The organism is Hoylesella loescheii DSM 19665 = JCM 12249 = ATCC 15930 (assembly GCF_000378085.1).
Lineage (GTDB): Bacteria > Bacteroidota > Bacteroidia > Bacteroidales > Bacteroidaceae > Prevotella > Prevotella loescheii.
Window position 1 is genome coordinate 64,075 of the sequence record NZ_KB899217.1, and the last position, 20,537, is coordinate 84,611.

General features: G+C 44.3%; 16 protein-coding genes. 10 read left to right on the top strand and 6 right to left on the bottom strand.

The annotated features are described in order from the left end of the window. Positions 1 to 330 precede the first annotated feature (330 nt). From F453_RS0109250 to F453_RS0109285, 8 genes are all read left to right on the top strand, one after another. A complete protein-coding gene (locus tag F453_RS0109250; protein ID WP_018967770.1) occupies positions 331 to 1,026 on the top strand; it encodes a phosphatase PAP2 family protein in 696 nt (231 codons plus the stop codon). 2 nt (positions 1,027 to 1,028) lie between these two features. Further along, positions 1,029 to 2,252 (top strand): S-adenosylmethionine:tRNA ribosyltransferase-isomerase, encoded by a 1,224-nt coding sequence (locus tag F453_RS0109255; protein ID WP_018967771.1) that lies wholly within the window; start codon positions 1,029 to 1,031, stop codon positions 2,250 to 2,252. Between the two features lie 105 nt (positions 2,253 to 2,357). Further along, positions 2,358 to 3,551: a DUF2027 domain-containing protein gene (locus F453_RS0109260; RefSeq protein ID WP_018967772.1), complete on the top strand. Its 1,194-nt coding sequence runs from the start codon at positions 2,358 to 2,360 to the stop codon at positions 3,549 to 3,551. Positions 3,552 to 3,831: 280 nt separating this feature from the next. After that, a complete protein-coding gene (locus F453_RS0109265; RefSeq protein ID WP_018967773.1) occupies positions 3,832 to 5,775 on the top strand; it encodes an NAD(+) synthase in 1,944 nt (647 codons plus the stop codon). A 141-nt stretch (positions 5,776 to 5,916) separates the two neighbouring features. Next, positions 5,917 to 8,829 (top strand): hypothetical protein, encoded by a 2,913-nt coding sequence (locus tag F453_RS0109270; RefSeq protein WP_026292535.1) that lies wholly within the window; start codon positions 5,917 to 5,919, stop codon positions 8,827 to 8,829. A gap of 299 nt (positions 8,830 to 9,128) precedes the next feature. Beyond that, positions 9,129 to 9,629, top strand: a complete 501-nt coding sequence (locus F453_RS15700) for a galactosyltransferase-related protein (RefSeq protein WP_148295823.1) — start codon at positions 9,129 to 9,131, stop codon at positions 9,627 to 9,629. Between the two features lie 60 nt (positions 9,630 to 9,689). After that, positions 9,690 to 10,592, top strand: a complete 903-nt coding sequence (locus F453_RS0109280; RefSeq protein WP_018967776.1) for an ATP-binding cassette domain-containing protein — start codon at positions 9,690 to 9,692, stop codon at positions 10,590 to 10,592. Continuing rightward, positions 10,589 to 11,365 carry an ABC transporter permease gene (locus tag F453_RS0109285; protein ID WP_018967777.1) on the top strand — a complete coding sequence of 259 codons (777 nt, stop codon included), beginning with the start codon at positions 10,589 to 10,591 and terminating at the stop codon, positions 11,363 to 11,365. The genes F453_RS0109280 and F453_RS0109285 overlap by 4 nt, the downstream gene beginning before the upstream one ends. A 1,439-nt stretch (positions 11,366 to 12,804) precedes the next feature. On the opposite strand, the gene F453_RS0109295 is transcribed toward F453_RS0109285, so the two are convergent. From F453_RS0109295 to F453_RS0109320, 6 genes are all read right to left on the bottom strand, one after another. Beyond that, positions 12,805 to 13,236, bottom strand: coding sequence for a hypothetical protein (locus F453_RS0109295; RefSeq protein WP_018967778.1), 432 nt, complete (start codon positions 13,234 to 13,236; stop codon positions 12,805 to 12,807). A gap of 120 nt (positions 13,237 to 13,356) precedes the next feature. Then, a complete protein-coding gene (locus F453_RS0109300) occupies positions 13,357 to 13,923 on the bottom strand; it encodes a hypothetical protein (protein WP_018967779.1) in 567 nt (188 codons plus the stop codon). A 317-nt stretch (positions 13,924 to 14,240) separates the two neighbouring features. Then, positions 14,241 to 15,032: a TatD family hydrolase gene (locus F453_RS0109305; protein WP_018967780.1), complete on the bottom strand. Its 792-nt coding sequence runs from the start codon at positions 15,030 to 15,032 to the stop codon at positions 14,241 to 14,243. 233 nt (positions 15,033 to 15,265) lie between these two features. Next, positions 15,266 to 15,964 carry a hypothetical protein gene (locus tag F453_RS0109310; RefSeq protein WP_009236201.1) on the bottom strand — a complete coding sequence of 233 codons (699 nt, stop codon included), beginning with the start codon at positions 15,962 to 15,964 and terminating at the stop codon, positions 15,266 to 15,268. Between the two features lie 135 nt (positions 15,965 to 16,099). Beyond that, the gene (locus F453_RS0109315; protein WP_018967781.1) at positions 16,100 to 17,074 is read right to left on the bottom strand and encodes a polyprenyl synthetase family protein; all 975 of its coding nucleotides are present in this window, start codon (positions 17,072 to 17,074) and stop codon (positions 16,100 to 16,102) included. A 12-nt stretch (positions 17,075 to 17,086) separates the two neighbouring features. Then, entirely contained in the window at positions 17,087 to 17,797 is a 711-nt protein-coding gene (locus F453_RS0109320) for an energy transducer TonB (RefSeq protein WP_009236203.1), read from the bottom strand. A 121-nt stretch (positions 17,798 to 17,918) separates the two neighbouring features. Between F453_RS0109320 and porQ the strand changes: the two genes are divergently transcribed. Continuing rightward, positions 17,919 to 18,863, top strand: coding sequence for a type IX secretion system protein PorQ (gene porQ / locus F453_RS0109325; protein ID WP_009236204.1), 945 nt, complete (start codon positions 17,919 to 17,921; stop codon positions 18,861 to 18,863). Between the two features lie 190 nt (positions 18,864 to 19,053). Beyond that, positions 19,054 to 19,749: a (d)CMP kinase gene (cmk, locus tag F453_RS0109330; RefSeq protein WP_018967782.1), complete on the top strand. Its 696-nt coding sequence runs from the start codon at positions 19,054 to 19,056 to the stop codon at positions 19,747 to 19,749. Positions 19,750 to 20,537 lie beyond the last annotated feature (788 nt).

The window sequence follows — 20,537 nt, forward strand, 5'->3', positions numbered from 1 at the left end:
TTATATATAAGGAGTACGTGGGCGAGATAATAAGAGCGGGCCTATTAGATATGAGCGACACACCTATTTATATATAAGGAGTGTATAAACTTCGCATAAATGCGCTTCGGGATTTCAGGGTTTCTAGTGTCTATCGCTTTCAATCCTAAGCCCAAAACTTGCCGTCTTACATTATACAGGATGTGTTCGAGGGCTGAAATAGTTCAAAACTCATGAGCATGCAAACGCACAAGCTCACCGATATGAGCCGTAAGGAGCATGCCACCAAAGCCCATATTCGCAGAGGACATGCCCTCGTCATCAACAACAGAACAACAGTAAAAAGGAAGAATGAACCTCACCCACATATTGGAACTAGACCGAATGGTGCTTGCCTGGTTCAACGGGAGCAACTCGCTCTTCGTCGATTCCTTGGCAACGACTCTCACTTCGGGCTTCACGTGGATACCGCTCTACGTGATACTCATCTATGTTATCATCAAGAACAACGACACCATGCCGCAAATATTCCTCACCATCGGATGCGCCGTGCTTGCCGTTGTGGTGGTGAGCGTGTCTGTTGAACTTATCATCAAGCCGCTCGTTGGCCGATGGCGACCCAGCAACGACCCGCTCATTAAGCACACCATCAAGATTGTTAACGGTATGCGCGGTGGCCAATACGGCTTTTTCTCTGCGCATGCCGCCAACACTTTCTCGCTGGCCGTGTATCTTAGTCTGCTTATCAAGAGCCGTCCCTTGGCCGTTATGCTCTGCCTTTGGTCGGCCGTTAACTGCTGGACGCGCCTCTATCTCGGTCTCCATTACCCACTCGACATCCTCTTCGGACTACTTTGGGGCACAATCGTGGGTTGGTCAGCATACACACTTTACCGCCGTTGGGGCAAGCCTTTAGAACTTCCCCGCACACAAGTAACACCCCAAACCACCCCAACAGCCTACCTCAAAGCTGATGTTGGCAAGGTGTTACTCACCATGGCACTGTGGATTTGCGCCATCATCATACACTGCTTATTCAACGCATAACAATGAACACAAAACACATCAGGATAAAAGATTACAACTACGACTTGCCCGACAAGCGCATTGCGAAATTCCCCTTGCCCGAACGCGACAAGAGCAAACTACTTGTTTACAACCATGGCGAGGTTTCGCAAGACGTGTTTAGCAACATCACCCACTATCTTCCACAGGGCGCTCTCATGGTTTTCAACAACACTAAGGTTATTCAGGCCCGCCTGCATTTCAGAAAAGAGACGGGCTCGCTTATCGAAATATTCCTCCTCGAACCAGCTTTGCCCGCCGATTACGAACAAATGTTCCAAACAACGGGTGCATGTTCGTGGTATTGTCTGGTAGGAAATCTCAAGAAATGGAAGGGCGGACCGCTAACAACTACGGTCGAGATGCCTGGCCAACCATCTGTGCAACTCAGCGCCGAGCGCGATATGTCGTGCGAAACGGCACTGAAAATAGACTTCAAATGGACAGGCGATGACAAGCTCTCGTTTGCCGAATTAATCGATAAAGTGGGCGAACTGCCCATCCCACCCTATCTTAATCGTAACACGCAAGAGAGCGACAAGACCACCTACCAAACGGTCTACTCCAAGATTAAGGGCTCGGTGGCTGCCCCAACGGCTGGCTTACACTTCACCCAAAAGGTTCTAGCCGACATCGACCAGCACGGCATCGACCGCGAAGAGCTTACCCTACACGTTGGTGCAGGCACCTTCAAACCCGTAAAAAGCGAAGAGATTGAGGGGCATGCCATGCACACCGAATATGTGTGCATACGCCGATCCACACTCGAAAAGTTGCTACAACACAACTGCGAGGCTGTGGCCGTGGGTACAACCAGCGTGCGAACCCTCGAAAGTCTTTATTATATGGGGTGCAAGGTGAAAGCCAATCCCAACGTTTCCCTTGATCAATTGCACGTTAACCAATGGGAACCCTACGCGTCAACAACCACAACCATCACGCCCGCAGAGGCCATTGGCGAACTAATTGCCTACATGGACCGCAACAATTTGCCGTCGCTCCATTCCAGCACGCAAATAATTATCGCGCCCGGCTACCAATATAAAATCGTGAAACGCCTCATCACCAACTTCCACCAACCGCAAAGCACACTGCTTCTGCTGGTTAGCGCATTTGTGGGAGGCGATTGGAAAAGCATCTATCGCTATGCACTCGACAACGATTTCAGGTTTTTAAGCTACGGCGATAGTAGCATTCTCATTCCCTAGCAACGTGTTCTAAAACTTTTCGAGAAACAAGAAAAGAACCTGCTTAGCAGATTTATGCCGAAGTAGAGGCATTTTAGAACACGCCAAACAACAAACAGTAAGACAATGAAAAAAGGAGATAAAGTAAGATTTCTAAGCGAAACGGGCGGCGGTATCGTGGCTGGTTTCCAAGGAAAAAACATCGTGCTGGTACAAGATGCCGATGGTTTCGAGATACCCATGAGCATCAACGAGGTGGTGGTTGTAGACGAAGAGCTAGACCGCAAGCAAGGCCGAACATCTACCGTAACCAACGATAAGAAAACGAACACCACGCAACAAGACACCTCTGGCAAGCAGTCTATCAAGGCTTTGCTAAGTGGCGGATACGAAAATGAGGGCACCGATAACGAAACGGAACACGAGACAGATCCTGCCGACAGCGAGATAACCTTCCGCAAGCCCGTTGAAGAGCGTGTAGGAGGAAACAGTTTGAACGTGTATTTGGCTTTCGTGCCCGAAGATGCCCGACAGCTGAGCCACACCAAGATGGCTGTAGAACTGGTAAACGACAGCAACTATTATCTGCGTTACACCTTCGCCACAGCCGAAGGAGAGAGTTGGTCATTGCGCAATGAGGGCGAAATGGAACCCAACACCAAGGTTACGCTCGAAACCATTGCCGCCGAAGACTATAATAGCCTTGAACAGGCGGCCTTCCAAGCCATTGCGTTCAAAAAACAAAAAAGCTATGTGCGCAAGTCCGCCATTGACGTAAAGCTGCACATCGAGCCACTAAAACTCTTCAAGCAACACCTCTTTGCCGAAACGCCTTTCTACAACGAGCCGGCCATGCTCTATACCATCGTCGAGGGCGACGAGCCTGCCGAAGCACCCGTTAGTAAGATTGACGCCAACAAATTGAAAACAGAAATGCTTTCTAAGTCTGCCATACAGAAGATAAAACAAGATGCGCGACAGGCTAAAGGCAACGTTTCTGCGACAGGCAAACATGCCCATGGCGACCGCAAAGCTAACGAGCCGCTAGTGATTGACCTACATGCCCACGAGATTTTAGAAACCACGCAGGGCATGGATTCATTGGATATTCTTCAATATCAGCTTGAAGTCTTCCGCCGAACGCTTAAAGAGCATGCCAACGAACGTGGTCTCAAAATCGTGTTTATCCATGGCAAGGGCGAAGGGGTACTGCGAAAGGCCATCATCAACGAACTGAACAGACACTTTAGAGGCTGTACATATCAAGACGCTTCGTTCCAAGAATATGGGTATGGAGCAACGCTGGTAAAGATTGGGTAAAGGTGAAAAGTGAAAGGGTGAAAAAGTAAAAGGATGAAAAGGTGTAAGGGTGAAAAGATGAAAAGATGGCTAACGCCCATTAAAGATGAAAGAGTGAAAAGGTGAAAAGATGGCTAACGCCTTTTTATTATGAATGAGTGAAAGGGTGGTTGATGTTCCAAACTTCATTGCAACTCATAAACTTAGAAGCTTATAAACTCAAAAACTTACAGGCTATTGGCTTAACTCCATAACTCCTTAACTCCTCAAAAAGGACTCTTTAACTCCTCAAAAATAAATTATGCAATACGGATATATCAAAGTGGCGGCAGCTATTCCAGCTGTAAAGGTGGCCGACTGCCATTTCAACGCCAAACAAACAGAACAGCAAATCAGGCTAGCCAATGAACAGGGGGCAGAAATCGTGGTATTTCCAGAGCTTGGCATCACGGGCTACACTTGTCAAGACCTCTTCACGCAGCAACTACTCATCGAGCAAGCCGAACAAGCCGTTGGCTCGCTACTCGAAAAAACGCAGACGCTAGACATCATTGCGGTGGTTGGCGTGCCTGTTGCCGTAGATAGCATCTTGCTCAATTGCGCCGTGGTTTTTCAGAGGGGGCGCATCCTTGGCATCGTCCCCAAGACCTATCTACCCAATTATAGCGAGTTCTACGAAAAAAGATGGTTCGCCTCCACCCATCATCTCAACGACACTTCCATTCTTTACGCTGGGCAGCAAACACTACTCACGGCGCAAAGTCAAATCTTCGTTACCGCCGATGGTGTGAAATTCGGCGTCGAAATATGCGAAGACGTGTGGGCGCCCAATCCTCCTGGCACCTATTTGGCGCTTGCTGGGGCCGACATTGTTTGTAACCTCTCGGCCAGCGACGAGCTTATCGGCAAGCACACCTACCTTAAAAGTCTGCTTGCACAGCAAAGTGCGCGTACAATGGCAGGCTATGTGTACAGCGGATGCGGGTTCGGCGAAAGCACACAAGACGTGGTTTACGGTGGCAATGCCTTGATTTACGAAAACGGGAAGCTGCTGGCGCAAAGCAAACGCTTCGATTTCGAGCCTCAAATTGTTATCTCCGAGATAGACATCTTTAAGCTTCGTGCCGAGCGCCGCACCAATAGCACCTACGTTAACGCCCAACACGGACACACCGCCTTCCTGCATACGGCCCAAGAACCCCTCATCAACAAGCCTTTCAACCTGCAACGCACCATCGACCCCTTGCCTTTCGTGCCGCAAGACGAGCAGATGCACGACAGCTGCGAAGAGATTTTCAACATCCAAGTGTCGGGGTTGGCACAACGTCTTAAACACATCCACGCCTCAAAAGTTGTGTTGGGCATCAGTGGTGGATTAGACTCCACGCTCGCCCTGCTGGTATGTGTGCGCACGTTCGACAAGCTTGGTCTTCCACGCGAGGGCATCATCGGCGTAACCATGCCAGGCTTTGGCACCACCAACCGCACCTACCGAAACGCCATCAACCTGATGCGCGAACTAGGGATAACCATCCGCGAGATTAGCATTGCCAAGAGCGTAACCCAACATTTCGAAGACATTGGTCACGACATAGCCGTGCACGATGTGGTTTATGAAAACGGACAGGCACGCGAACGCACACAAATTCTTATGGATTTGGGTAACAAGCTTGGTGGAATTGTTGTGGGAACGGGCGACCTTTCCGAACTGGCATTGGGCTGGGCCACCTACAATGGCGACCACATGAGCATGTATGCCGTAAACGTAAGCATACCCAAGACCCTCATCAAGCATCTTGTTCGACACGTTGCACAAACCATGCATAACGAATCTGCCTGCCAAACGCTCTACGACATCATAGACACGCCCATCTCGCCCGAGCTTATCCCAGCCGACGAAGCAGGCAACATCAAGCAGAAAACCGAAGATCTCGTTGGCCCATACGAGCTACACGACTTCTTCATCTACCATTTTTTGCGCCATGGTTTCACGCCTCAACGCCTCTATATCATGGCTCGCCATGCATTCGCATCACCACAACAACGTGCCAAGCACTATTCCGACGACGAGATAAAACACTGGCTAAGGGTTTTCCTCCGTCGTTTCTTCACCCAGCAGTTCAAGCGTTCGTGCCTGCCCGATGGACCGAAAGTGGGTAGCGTTAGCCTTAGTCCTCGTGGCGATTGGCGAATGCCCAGCGATGCAACGGCCAAAATGTGGCTTGACGAATGCGAGAAGCTATAAACAATAACTTTGTACACAAGAGGAGTGTTTATCTTGGTTTTGCATCACAAAGATAATAAACTCCTCTCAATTTATAAAAATATTAAAAGTCAAGACGACTTCATCATCTATTATAATTGACATAGAAAACATCTAATAACGATGAAACAACTTTTGGGAATATTATTATGCATGATGCTGGCTTTGCCTCAGCAATCATTTGCACAACAGCATTCAACTACTTCTAAAAAAACACGCGAAATGAAAATGTACGGGCGCGTGGTAGACAGTTTTACAAGCCTTGCTATCGTCGATAGTAAGATAACCTTGATGGCTCCTGATAGCACGGTGGTTGATTCTTGTTCCACACAGACTTGGAACAGGAATGCCATTCACCCAGAAGCCTATTTCTTTATGACACCCAAGGTATCCGAAGGCAAATATATCATCAAGGTGGAAAATCCCAAATACGAAACCACTTACTACAATCTTGAGATTAGCTTCAAGACTCGTGCAACGGTGATCGACTTGAAAGACCTTACCCTGAAACGAAAACGAATGGAAGATGTAGAACATAACTTGGGCGAAGTAGTGGTGAAGAGTACCAAAATCAAAATGATTAACAAAGGCGACACCATTGTCTTTAATGCCGAGGCCTTCAACCTTCCCGAAGGTAGTATGCTCGATGCGCTCATTCGACAACTGCCTGGAGCAACGATGAACAGCAATGGTGAGATATTCATCAATGGCCGTAAACTCGATTACCTCACACTCAACGGAAAGGATTTCTTCAAGGGTAACAACAAACAACTCATCGAAAACCTGCCCAATTACACTGTAAAAGACCTCAAAGTGTTTGAAAAGAGCACCGAAAAGAGCCAAGCTATGGGCATTGACGTAGAGAAAAAAGACTACGTGATGGATATTCAACTGAAGAAACAATACGAAAAAAACTTCATCGGTAATGCCGACATTGCGGGTGGAACCAATAGTAGATACGCCCTCAAGTTGTTCGGCTTGTATTTTACACCACGCATACAAGTCTCTACCTTTGCCAATATCAACAACGTAAACGAAGACCGAAAACCAGGCGAGAAGGGCGACTGGAATCCTACCAAGTTGCCAAAAGGACAAGTAACCCGAAAGACCATCGGCCTCAACCTTGCCAACAGTAACGAGAAGAACACGGTAAATAATAGTCTATCGACAAGTGTTTCATGGCTCAGCACCCATAACATCACACACACGGCAGCTGAATCTTTCTTGGGTACTGCTAACAACAACTTTACACGACGCATTAACAATAGTACCACCAAGAATACTATTTATGAACTAAATGATCTGTTTCGTGTCGATAAGTCATACCAACTTATGGCTATGCTGTGGTTGAATTATAACAAGTTTGATAACTTCAGTACAGACAAGTCTGCCGTTTTCCAGACAGACCCCAAGAGTTTAGGGTCAACAGAAGCTATCCTTGACTCTGCTTTTACGCTTCCCCTTCCACAACTCTCCACCTATAAAGGCATAAATAGGCAATTATCTCAAACGCTCGGCAATGGTCATACACTCAGTTCAGCATTGGATATATACTTGGGAAAGCCTTTAAAATCGGGTGACAGAATAGGAGTTCAAGTCAAAAGCACATACGAAAACATCAAGAATTATAACTTCAGCAAATACCAATTAGACTATCTTCAGGAGGCGGGAAAGAAAGATTCTCGCAATCGATATGATAAATCACCTTCTTATATCTATTCATATACTTTTAATCCTCAGTACATATTTGTTCTCCCCTCAGGCTTTAACATCATCACCGGGTATGAATACAGGCAAGCTGGCAATTATCGAAACAACAATAAATATCGATTAGACCGCTTGCAAGAGTGGAAAAATGAAGATCATAGTATTGGAAGTTTGCCTTCTACGCGAGATTCCCTCTTACGTTCGTTAGACCTCAATAATAGTTATACAGGCTACTATATGAGTAAACAACATATGGGAGTACTTGGTGTACATTATATGAAAAGAAAAGGAAAAAACTCCTTTACATTTGGCGTATTTACGCCTCTAGGCTATAAAAAAGAACAATTGGATTATAGAAGTGAACCGGTAACAAAAGCCATTTCTCAGAGTAATTGGATCAAACAAATAAACTTTTCAGGTCAATTGATTCATAATGAATATGAATTTATGGCGTGGGGTAATTCGACAACCACTACTCCCGATATGTATTCTTTGATTGATCGCCGCGACGACTCCAACCCTTTAGCCATCTCATTGGGAAATCCGAACTTAAAAAATGGCAGACAGAGTTCATTGGGAATAAGATTTAGCGATAAGCATAATAGACGATACAATTTACCTTCCATCTACTTCGGTATTCAAGAAACGCACAATGCCGTGGCAAACGGGTTCATCTACGACCCACAAACGGGGGTATATACTTATAAACCCGAGAACGTAAACGGCAACTGGTCAGCACATAGCGAAATTTATTATAATGTTCCGTTGGATAGCATGAAATACTTCAACTTATTCACCGAAACAGAATATAACTACGACCACAATGTAGACTTGACGGGAGTTGCAGGACAAACGAGTAGCGTATTGAGCAAAGTGAATAACCACACTACCCGCCAATACCTGGAGGTGAAATACCAAAAAGAAACCTTAAGCTTGAGTTTGATGGGACAACTCTCATGGCGAAACGTCAATAGTACCCGTAAGGGCTTTACACCCTTCAACACCTACGACTACGAATATGGCTTCATCGGTTCGTATAGTATGAAAACGGGATTGGAAATGGGAATGGACCTCAAGATGTTTAGCCGAAGAGGCTATGCTGATGAGCAGATTAATACCAACAACTTGATGTGCAATGCATACGTTACTCAAAGCTTCATGAAAGGTAGATTTGCCGTGAAACTCGAAGCGTTCGACCTTTTCCATCAACTTAAGAGCGTAGATTATCAAGTGAACGGTCAAGGAAAGAGCGAGATACGCTACAACACAATCCCCCACTACATCATGCTACATGCTATTTATAAGATGAATGTGGGAGGTAAGAAATAGGGATACCTCACCCACTTACCTATTTCCTTTATATTCAATAGCGCATCAGTGATTTAGACACGACCTCCGGCTGGTAAACTATTTCATACAACCTGAGTTCGGCATTGTTGTAGGACATCCGAATTTGCTCTTAAAAAGAGAATCTTATAAATTCGCACTTGCTACTTTATACATAAAGCGTTAAACAATGTTGCCCCATGCTTTATTTCAAACACTTTTCTTATTTTTGCATCAAATATAACATATCCGCAATTTAGCTCTTGAGCTTCATAACCTATTATAAATCGAAAATATAATTCATGAATCGCCTACTAATAAATACACCAATTACTGCAAATTGGGATTCTGATACAAATATTGATAAAAAAACTATTATGGATGCCGACAATATTCTTCGCTCAAGTCAGGCAGACATCGCATATCCTTATAATGGAATTGTTTATCAAACATCAGATATTTTGCAGATATATTATTTAAATACCAAAGACATCAAAGTCCTCTATAAAAACCTTAATATACTTGATTATCTTTACAATCAGCCAATGTATGGAGGTGCCGTATTTGTAAATAGTAATAAATATATTGATGCGGGCATCGAAAATGAAAGACATTATGGATGGGGGAATGAATATTATGACTGCTATAATAGATTCACCAACCTTGGATACAATGTATATAGGGTTAATGCTCATTTATTCCATTTATATCATCCGAGAAAAGAAAATAGTTCTTTCCGCCCAAAAACATTTCACTATATATCTTCCAATGAATTATTTAGAATATCAAATAGCTCTAAATAAGAGCTACTGAATAACATTAAATCATTTAAATACGAATATTTTTAAAAGTTAGTGTTGATTATGAATATACTTGAAACTAACCATCTCACTTTTAACTACAGAAATCATTCTGTATTAGAAGACATTAACTTGAAGATTCCTGAGGGTTCCATTTATGGATACTTAGGCAAGAATGGGGAGGGTAAATCTACTACGATAAAGATACTTTTAGGATTGGAGCAAACTAAAACGAATACGATATTCTTCAATAAAAAAGAATTCAATTCCAACAGATCGTATATCCTTCAAAATATAGGATGCCTGGTAGAACAACCATTCTTCTATGCAGATTTGAGTGCCTATGAGAATCTAAACTATCTGGATATGCTATATCATTGTGGACAAAAGCGCATTAAAGAGGTTTTAGAACTTGTGAATTTGACTAAAGATAAAGACAAAAAAGTTAGAAAATATTCTACAGGAATGAAACAACGCTTGGGAATTGCGATGGCAATGTTCCATAATCCGAAATTACTCATTCTTGACGAACCACTCAATGGCCTAGATCCGCAAGGTGTTTATGAAATGAGAGAGCTAATGCTCAAACTTCAAAGCGAAGGAAAAACGATTTTCATATCAGGACATATCTTAGCAGAACTGGAGAAAATATGCACACATATTGGAGTATTAAATAACAAAAGATTATTGTTTCAAGGAGAAATTAACAGTCTACTCAATCAGAAAAAGCTTTCATATTTAATATATACTGACCAGCCGGAACGAGGCATGGAGATATGTAAAGAGCACTTGATTCCCGTAAATAGGATTTCTGACAGAACGTTTGTCATAGAAATAGAACAAGATGGCTCTTTTGACAGTTTTAGAAATTTAATGCAACAAAACAATATTCAAATTATATTTGCAGATAAATGCCAAGAAAAATTGGAGTCTGTATTCCTTCATCTAATAAAAACCGACTTATGAAACCAGTATCATTCTTTACCATTCTTAAAAGTGAACACTATAAATTAAGATTTAATATTGCCATTTGGCTCTTCTTGTTATTTCCTTTTTTCATTACTTTATGTATTGATGTATATATCTTGTTTAAACATGCTGATGCTGTCAATAATCCGGCAATAACTTTTGATTATAATCCTTGGGTATGGTTATTGGGTAGATACATCTTTGAATTCTATGCTCTGCTTTATCCAATTCTTGCTGCCGTTTTGAGTTATTCTTTATGCGATGTAGAATATAAGAATTATGGATTTAGACTTCTTTTTACAAGACCTATGAGCAAGGTGACAGTTTATTCGAGCAAAATTGTCTTCCTTTTGGAGATTATCTTTATTTCTTCCCTTATAGGTTATCTTACTTTCCTTCTGTCTGGTTTTGCTCTGGATAAGTTATTACCTGGATATAAATTCTCCAGTTATAATGTTAATACCCTAATGGTTTCATATTTCTTGTATTTGTTTATAGCCCTTTCTGCTGTTTCATTTATACAATATAATCTTAGTTTGATTTTTAAGAGTTTTGTTTTACCTATTGGGTTTGCTGGCTTCATGACGATCTTTGGTATTATTGCTCAAAATAAAGATTATATCTATCTTATACCCTATAGTACATTGTGGAGATTAAACTATGGTTTTTATAACGGGACAATAAGCTTTTCGAAAGGCGAATACGTAAACATAGCATTTGTGCTATTCTTTATCATTATCTCATTTTTTGTATTTATAAGGAAAAAATAAAAGATACACCTGCTGCAAAAAAGAACCAAACAATTGAAGTCGCCTTGACTTTTAATGTTTCTATAATTTGAGAGGGGGTTATAGTCTTTGTGCTGTAAAGCGAAGACAAACACTCCTCTTCATGTACGAAATACTAGACAAGGATACGATAATATTAAAATTCTAACCCATTTTTCTGTTGCAAAACGCAGTTAAATCTTGAAAAATGATATAAACTTATTAATTTATAAACTTGCTAACTCATAAACTTACCAAATTATAAACTCACCAACCTATGTCCACTTTTAGCAAATTCTTAACATTACGAGTGCCATTTTTGTCCGTCTGTCACCCGTCCAGTCGCAAATAATCAATTCTCTCGAGTGTTGGTTTTAATACAAAACGGAACATTGTGTATAACCGAAGGAAAAACATTTGATGGCGCTTTAAAGTACATCTTACACAAGATGACGTGCTATTTGTCGCAAAATGCAAGACTATCCGTTGCTAATTGCAAGTTTAGATACGCCCAAATGCAGGGTATATTGCGACTTAAAGCTTTTCCGTTCAATTGAGAACGCGTGCCGAACAAGGTGAAAAAGGCACTTTATGGAATGTTTTTTAGTGGCAAAAAGCAGGTAATTGGGATTGGAAAAGACATGAGCCAGCAGCAAACTAGAAAGGCTAATTAGTGCTAAATACAGGTGGTATGTTCAGAAATGGACTAAAAAAGAAACGCGTAAGGCCCAAATGTGGCTCGACGAATGCGAGAAGCTATAAGCTGCATAAGGATTTTCGGTAATTCAAACAAGCACAACAGTCGCCAACACACACGTATATTCGGGATGAGGCATCATGCCCTTTAAGTAGGGCTTACATGCAACATGCACCTCTAATGCCAATACTTCCCGCACCTATACATTGGCTGTCATGGATTGTTTGTTATCCTAAACAGATGAATATAAAGGTAAACGTTGCAGGGGTACACATTCATAAGTCCCTGCAACGTTTACCTTTCATCGTTTCACCAAGTAGTTTCCTCGCACCAACATACCTGCTTCCATGAGGCCATTAACAAGCGCTTACAATGAGCTTGATAAGAAAGCGGTTTGTTACAGTTAAGATGGAATCCTACTCCATATCATCTGGAACATTGTTACAGCTAAGTTGGAACATCATTCCATGTCACATGGAACATCAGTCCCAATCGTAAAACACCCCATTAGGGTTAAAAAACAGTGAATTAAAAGCTTATTATGCGTGTTGCGTTAACGATGAAAACGCACAGCCTTACCTTTGGAAATAGCGTGCCATTAACCAAAGAACACCCCAGGCGTTAAACCTTTTGGGGGGAGGTAATGATGCTAACTACCACATATTGACTGTCGTAATAGATATTTGTTGTATGTTGGTTCTAGTTAGAAAAGATAGCCTGTTGCTCTCAAGGCCATACTCTTCCGCTAGCAACCGCAAAAGCCATAGCATTTTATTTTTCGCTTATCATGGTTGCGGTTCTCAATGATTAGGAAAGCCACAATATAATTATAGTCGCGTTTGGCAGAAAAACGGGTGCCGGATATTTTAACCGTCAACTTATAATCCTTGTTCACATACAGATAGTTTTCATCGTTATTGGCCACAAGCGAAAACTTTTCTAGCTTGCCATTTACCATCACATACGCGTTTTCCGCCGAGTCATTAGTCAGTACATACCGATCTTTCTCCACATCATCAAGACTCTTGTAGAACGTACAAAGTCCGCCATCAATCTCCGCGGGAAGTGAATCTAAGTAACCAATTTCAATCCCCACCCTTCCTTTCTTCGTTGCAAAGCTGTCGACAAAAGCCCATGCGACAAGACAAACAATAAAAAGCACTCTTAATTTGCACATAACTACACCCTAAAAATGATAAACAAACAAACCAATAAGCCAAACAGATAGCTGAAAAACTTAGAAACGCACAAACCTATAAACTAAAAAACAACTCATAGACTCACCCACACAGGCAAACTATGGCTCTATTAAGAGATCGTCTTTCGTCACCAATTTCAGCGTTGTCTTTTCTCCTTTAATCACGGCACGATACATACCATCCCGCTTAACGCATATCAGCACCAACTGTTTAGCATCCTTGTTTTGGCATCTATCCGCTTCTATCACGCAATCGAACCTATTCGCTTGCAGCGTCTCAGCAATGGCGCGGTCGTCTTTTGTGCCTAAATAAGACTTCCTTTCATCACCTCCTTCATCTCTATTTGCAAGATTATCAACCAAAAAGTATCGCAATTGGTCATCGTAAACATACACCTTGTGCCAACACTCGTACACTTTGCGAAGCCAATCGCTAACTGTAAGCGAAGTGATACTGTCTGTGGGGACGGATTTTTTCTTGGTCGTGAGGTCGCATACGTAAATATACGCTGTTGCATAGAGCTTCACCCACTTCGGAATCTTGAATATCCTACGCATCTTAAGGATGGTTTTTTCTCCCATTCGCTGAAATTCCCCAGTGTTCCACGTTTGTGCCGAAACACCTATTGTAAACAAAACAAGCAACAATAAGATTATCCTTTTCATACGCCAATCTATTTCGTTTTATGCGTTAATTCCATAAAAGAAGCTTCACTACAACAGTATTGAAAAACCAATGCTATGCCATTGCGCCATTATAAACCAACCAACGCAGTGGATTAGCTCTTAAGGCATATTCTAAAAATTCCCCGCAAAAGGTTCAATCGTTGTTCCTTGTATTGCTCTTCACTGTCTTTTTGCTTTTATCTGGCATCTTTCGCTTACTCTTTCAGTCGCATAGTCCACGATGCTCCTTCAAGAAGTAAGCAAAACCTGCTCAGCTAAAAGCTAAAATACAGCAAAGGTAATTTTTAGAACCTGCCTTAAAAAGGCACGCGCGCACCAAACACCCGCTTTACATTCTCATTGGTTTGGCGGGCTATTTCGTCGGTGGTTGTGGCATAGGCACTGGCCATTACCTCCACAACATGGGTGAGATAACTGCTCTCGTTGCGCTTGCCTCGCATGGGAACAGGGGCCATATAAGGGCCATCGGTTTCGAGAACGATGCGCGAAAGGGGAATATGGGGTAACACGCTAGGCAAGTTAGACTTCTTAAAGGTAAGTACGCCACCAATGCCTAGCACAAACTTGTCGAACTGCAAAAAGGCATCGGCCTCGCGTTCGTTACCCGTAAAGCAATGGAAAACACCACCAGGCAGTTGGCTTTCGTACTTTTTGATGATGTGCACCATCTCGTTTTGCCCCTTCCTACAATGAATCATCAAGGGCAAACCATATTCTGCCGACCAGCGCACTTGCTCCTCGAAGGCTTCAAGTTGTTGCTTTTCGAACTCGCGACTCCAATAAAAGTCTAGTCCAACTTCACCAATGGCGATGAAAGGATGCGGCATATCAAACCGCCGTTTCATACGTTTCAGCACCTCGGCATAGTCGGCCTTCACCTCTTCCGGATGCAAACCCATCATCGCAAAAGCATAATTGGGGTAGCGTTGAGCCAGCAAGAGGGCCGCATCGCCACTTGGTTCGTCGATGGCAGGAATAAAAACCTTGCTCACTCCCGCCGCTTTTGCGCGCGCAATAACCTCGTCAAGGTCGTCGCGATAGTCATCCACGTCTAGGTGGATGTGCGTGTCTATTATTTCTGTTGTCATGTTCTCGTTTACAATCTGTTGGCTTTTGCCCTGTTACAAAGGCTCAAAAGCACTTTCTCCCCATAACGATGGGGAGAAAAACCGCCAACATACAAGCACCGAAAGCGAACTAACCCAATCCTTTTGCATTGGGATAGCAGTCCGTTCGGGTCTTAGGCTCACGCTAAAAACTGGGCAAAGCCACATTGAACAGTGGCACAGCGTTTATAGAAGCAGCCTTTAACGAGAAATAGTTAATACAGATGTTCCTCGTTGCGGCGGTAATAATATATCACCCCCAGCTTTCTACATTCGGCGAAACGCACTTCGGGCGGTTCGTGTTCGAAATGTTTCTCGATTTGATTCCACAAGTCGAGGATGATGTTATCTGTTTCCGGGCGCAGCGTGTGCAACTTATCTACCGTCTTGTTTGTTCGGGCTTGCAGTGCCTTTTGCTGCTTATAGGTCTCCATAAAGATGTCGTAGTGTGTGGAAACCATCCCGATAGAGGGGTTGTAGATAGGTCTTCCGCCCTGATTGATGCGCTCTTTTTCGCCCTCAATCACCCGTTTACCATATTCGGCCAACCCTTCTTGGGTTTTGAGATTGGGTAGTGATGTAGCCTGCTCGCTAAGTCCGTAGAGTTTTAGGGCCGACTTCTTTATCTCTCCGCGCTCTACGCTCATGAAGAGCACTTGCAAAAAATGACTTACATACATCACGGCATTGCGCTGCACGCGGTCAATCTTGCCCGTTTGCCTAGCCTGCGCCGTTAGCGAGGTTCGGTATTGTTGGGCCGCAGTAAGCAGTCGATCGTAGGCGGGTCGAGCCCTGTTAATTACGCTCCAATCGATAAATCGATTTCTTGCCGCATACACACTCTCGTTTTCGAGAAGCATTTTCAGCGCCTTAAGGCGGGCGGCATCTGTCTTAGGTAGTCGTCGGTATGGCATGGTATTGCTATTTTATGGTGTGTTCTGAAAGTTATTTTCACGTCATGGCAATGATCATTCGGCTTAACGGAAACGTTATCGGGCCTCGGCACAAGGCCGTTTTTCAGGTTTCAGGACCCACCGAAGGTAAGATGTCTAGTATTTTCTGTTCATCATTTTCGAGGCATAGTTAATGAGGTTTACTTTTCTTTCTGCTGGCACGTTCACCTCGTCGAGGTATCGTTTGCCACATTCGAAGTAATGTTCTATTCGTCGTTCGGCCATCTTATCAATACCCATGTCGTTATAAAGATGGGTGATGGCCGCTATCTTTTCTTGCACATTGCACTGTTCTTGGCTAACCCATCGTTGCAATTCGGCACGTTGCGAGGCGTCGGCCTTATTGAAAGCGTTAATCAGCATGTAGGTTTTCTTGTTGCATACGATATCGCCCCCGATGGTCTTTCCAAACACCTTGCTGTCGCCGTACACGTCTAGGAAATCGTCTTGCAGCTGAAAAGCCAGACCGATTTGTTCGCCAAACTTATACAACAGGTCGGCATCTTGCTGCGGAGCATCGGCCAACAGCGCGCCCATTTTCATGCCACAAGCCAATAATACGCTGGTTTTGAGGCGTATCATTTCGATATACTCGTCTTCAGTTACATCGTTGCGATGTTCGAAATCCATATCGTATTGTTGCCCCTCGCCTATCTCGAGTGCCGTCTCGGTGAAGAGTTCCATCACGGGTTTCAGTTTCGAGGAATCGCATTGTGCCACAAGTTGATAAGCCAGAACCAACATCGAGTCGCCCGAAAGTATGGCCGTGTTGGCGTCCCAACGTTTGTGCACGGTGGGCATACCACGTCGCAGGGCTGCATTGTCCATCAAGTCGTCGTGCAGAAGCGTGTAATTATGATAGGTTTCCAGTCCGCAAGCGGGTGCAAGAATGCTCTCGGGGTTGTCCTTAAACAAGTTATAAGCCAGCAAGGCAAGTGTGGGCCTGATACGTTTTCCCCCGATAGAGAGCACGTAACGTATCGGTTCGTATAGCGATTGCGGCTTGCGATTGAAAGGCAAGTCCTCAATGTAGTCGTTAATTTTACTGAGAATGATATCGTCTGTCAACATACTGACTTCATTTTAAAGTTTAAATACGATGGGGATGGCAAAGAGTGTGCGACATGGTTTGCCTTTTTCTAGGCCTGGCTTCCATTTTGGCATGTGACTGATAACACGCAAGGCTTCGGCATCCAGTTCTTCGTTTACGCCCCGCACAACCTTTTGGTCGGTAATGGTTCCATCGACATTGACGATGAACGACACCATCACAATACCCTGAACACCCTGCTCTTGGGCTGCGGGTGGATAGCGCAACGTGCGTTGCAACCACTTCATAAACTCCACGATACCTCCTGGATACTCGGGCATTTGCCTTGCAATGCGTGGTGCATTGTCGGCAGCAATCGGTTCGGGAACAGGCTGCTCGATGGCCGTGGTTGGCGTTTCGTTCTGTTGCACAGTAGCTTCGGCGCCCTCTTTTTCCTCATCGTTGCGTTCGTTCAGCTTGTCGGGGATAGCTACGGGCGTATCTACTGCCTTTATTTTCGTAGTGATTGAGGGTGCAGCAGTGGGTGTTGCGGCGGCCACCATCTCGCTCTTCTCCACGTCGGGCAATATTTCCATCTCCTCGAAGAAGTCGTCGGGCACGTCGTCGTCAAAACTAAAAGTGCGCGAATTGCTGTTATACTCCAGCGCCACGAACAGGAACGAGAGCACTACAACGAGCCCAAGCAGATAATTGGTTGCGCGCTTGTTCTCCAAATTGGCACTATACGTCTTCTTTATCTCCACCTTATAGATGCTGATGTATCAATCTTTGAGCTTTCATGGTGAATGAAACTCAATTCACCTACAAATATAATGATTTAATTGGAAAAAGATGTAACTTTGTAGATAAAATGGAAAGAAGTTGATGAAAAAAGTTATTTTCGCCCTCGTATTGTTCTTTAAAGCGGGTGAAATGGCGGCGCAAGAGAGCCAAACGGCCTACAATTTCTTGCGATTGCCTGTGAGTGCGCATGCCGCTGCATTAGGTGGCGACAACGTTACGCTCATTAACGACGACGCTTGGTTGATGTTCAATAATCCCGCGTTGCTGTCGTCGGTGAGCGACAAGACGCTTGCATTGAACTACATGAACTTCATGCGGGGCGTTAACATGGCTGGTGTGGCCTACAACAGGGTGATAAAAGAGCGCGCTTCGGCTGCCCTTTCGGTTAATTATGTTGACTACGGAAAGATGCGTTACACCACTGCCGAGAACCAAGACTTGGGTGAATTTGCCGCAAGAGACATCGCCGCGACGGCCTATTTCTCGTATATGCTTACCGACCGACTGGCTGGCGGTATTGCGGCAAAAGTGTTGTCGTCGAGCATCGGGAACTATCATTCGATTGGTGTAGGCGTAGATCTAGGCCTGAACTATTACGACCCCGACCGCGAATTGTCGTTATCGGTGGTGGCCAAAAACCTTGGCGGACAGCTCAAAGCCTACGAAGACGACTACGAAGCCATGCCATTGGACGTACAGATGGGCGTTAGCAAACGCTTGCAACACACGCCTTTCCGACTGTCGGCTACGTTGGTAGACCTCAACCATTGGCACTATGCACTGATGAAGCATTTTGTTTTCGGCCTAGACGTAGAGCTATCGCAAAACATTTGGGTGGGAGCAGGATATAGTTTGCGCCGTGCCAACGAGATGAAAGTGGGCGATGCCGAGAACGCCAGCAGTCATGGGGCGGGTCTGTCGCTTGGTGCAGGCTTGCAGTTAGAACGCTTTAAGCTGAACCTGGCTTACGGCAAGTACCACGTTTCCAGTTCATCGGTGGTGCTTAACGTTTCGTTTGCATTGTGATTCATGAGTTTATGAGGGGGCGAGTTTGTAAGAACGCGAGGGCGTTAGCTCGTCAGTTTATCAGTTCATGCTTAGCGCTCACACAGAAAGGGAACACCGAAAGGCACTTGCACCCTCACCACTACAGAAGCCCAAAGGCATCATACACCTTATTATATAGCAAAAAAAGATAATCGAATAACAGCAAAGAATGAAGAAAATAACCATCGCCATCGACGGATTTTCGTCGTGTGGAAAGAGCACCATGGCCAAAATGCTGGCCAAAGAAGTGGGCTATATCTATGTAGACACTGGCGCAATGTATCGCGCCGTAACCCTTTTTGCCATGCGAAACGGCATGATTGCGCCCAATGGCGACGTTAACCGTGATGCGCTAAAAGCGAAAATGGACGCGCTGCACGTAGAGTTTAAACTGAATCCACAAACGGGAAAGGCCGAAACTTACCTCAACGGCGAGAACGTGGAGCACGAAATTAGGGGCATGGAGGTATCGGCTCACGTGAGTGCCATTGCGGCAATAGACTTTGTTCGCACGGCTCTTGTGGCCCAGCAACAACGTATGGGACACGATAAAGGTATCGTGATGGATGGGCGCGACATTGGCACGGTGGTGTTTCCAGATGCCGAATTGAAAGTGTTTGTCACTGCTTCGGCCGAGGTTAGGGCACAACGCCGCTTCGACGAGCTTGTGGGCAAGGGCATGAAAGCCAACTACGACGAAATTCTTCACAACGTTCAAGAGCGCGATTACATTGATAGTCATCGTGAAGTAAGCCCCTTACGCAAAGCAGAAGATGCCATCGAACTGGACAATGGACAACTAACCATCGCCGAACAACTGCAATGGCTGATGGACAAGTTTAGAGAAACAACGGAAAGTGCATAGTAACAAGAGGGGAAAGGGGTAAGAAGTGCCCCCACAGGAGGCAAGAAATTGAGCCAAACGCTTGTGAGTTTTTGAGTTGACGTGTTTGTAAGTTTATGAATTGCAAAGATGTTCGAAACATCAAACACCTTGTCACCCCTACGTCCCCAAAGGGCGTTAGCCATCCTTTCACCCTTTCACTCTTTCACCTCTAATAGGCGTTAGCCATATTTTCACCCTTTCACCTTTTCACTTTTTCACCCTTCCCCCTTTTCGCTTTTTCATCCTTTCGCCCGTCGCAACATCGTGGAAAAGTATCCAAAAAAGAATTAATAAATATAAGAAACCACGATTTTTGCCACAATAAAGTTTGTTCTTTCGAAATTCTTCCCTATCTTTGCAACGACAAGTTTAGGTCACAGGGATACCAACTGTAAGTTTTCCCCCTGTAAATTAATAATGAATATCCTAATTGTCAGTAAAAATAGATTATAAATTTTGAGTTAATTACTGTTTTTGGAGGAGATTCTTCGCGATGAAGGGGCTCCTTTTTTCATGCCCTTTGGCTAACGCCACCTTACCCCCGCACATATTTTTTACGTGAGTTCGGGATAAGAGACGAAACTTTTTGAGTAAGATTTTACGCACACTTTCTTGATAAGAAGCTCTCTGTTTTGAACAAGGCTAGGGTGTGAGAAATAACTATTATGTCACCCACTGGGCAGTAGTTAGCGCAACGGCTCTTGTCTATATGCACCCGATTGACTGTTGTGAACCCAACGTGTTCTTTGAAATTAGCACCGACAACC

What these genes read in the sequence shown, in the direction of transcription:
- F453_RS0109250 (WP_018967770.1), top strand. Translation starts at nt 331, where the DNA reads ATGAACCTCACCCACATATTGGAACTAGACCGAATGGTGCTTGCCTGG.
- F453_RS0109255 (WP_018967771.1), top strand. Translation starts at nt 1,029, where the DNA reads ATGAACACAAAACACATCAGGATAAAAGATTACAACTACGACTTGCCC.
- F453_RS0109260 (WP_018967772.1), top strand. Translation starts at nt 2,358, where the DNA reads ATGAAAAAAGGAGATAAAGTAAGATTTCTAAGCGAAACGGGCGGCGGT.
- F453_RS0109265 (WP_018967773.1), top strand. Translation starts at nt 3,832, where the DNA reads ATGCAATACGGATATATCAAAGTGGCGGCAGCTATTCCAGCTGTAAAG.
- F453_RS0109270 (WP_026292535.1), top strand. Translation starts at nt 5,917, where the DNA reads ATGAAACAACTTTTGGGAATATTATTATGCATGATGCTGGCTTTGCCT.
- F453_RS15700 (WP_148295823.1), top strand. Translation starts at nt 9,129, where the DNA reads ATGAATCGCCTACTAATAAATACACCAATTACTGCAAATTGGGATTCT.
- F453_RS0109280 (WP_018967776.1), top strand. Translation starts at nt 9,690, where the DNA reads ATGAATATACTTGAAACTAACCATCTCACTTTTAACTACAGAAATCAT.
- F453_RS0109285 (WP_018967777.1), top strand. Translation starts at nt 10,589, where the DNA reads ATGAAACCAGTATCATTCTTTACCATTCTTAAAAGTGAACACTATAAA.
- F453_RS0109295 (WP_018967778.1), bottom strand. Translation starts at nt 13,236, where the DNA reads ATGTGCAAATTAAGAGTGCTTTTTATTGTTTGTCTTGTCGCATGGGCT.
- F453_RS0109300 (WP_018967779.1), bottom strand. Translation starts at nt 13,923, where the DNA reads ATGAAAAGGATAATCTTATTGTTGCTTGTTTTGTTTACAATAGGTGTT.
- F453_RS0109305 (WP_018967780.1), bottom strand. Translation starts at nt 15,032, where the DNA reads ATGACAACAGAAATAATAGACACGCACATCCACCTAGACGTGGATGAC.
- F453_RS0109310 (WP_009236201.1), bottom strand. Translation starts at nt 15,964, where the DNA reads ATGCCATACCGACGACTACCTAAGACAGATGCCGCCCGCCTTAAGGCG.
- F453_RS0109315 (WP_018967781.1), bottom strand. Translation starts at nt 17,074, where the DNA reads ATGTTGACAGACGATATCATTCTCAGTAAAATTAACGACTACATTGAG.
- porQ (WP_009236204.1), top strand. Translation starts at nt 17,919, where the DNA reads ATGAAAAAAGTTATTTTCGCCCTCGTATTGTTCTTTAAAGCGGGTGAA.
- cmk (WP_018967782.1), top strand. Translation starts at nt 19,054, where the DNA reads ATGAAGAAAATAACCATCGCCATCGACGGATTTTCGTCGTGTGGAAAG.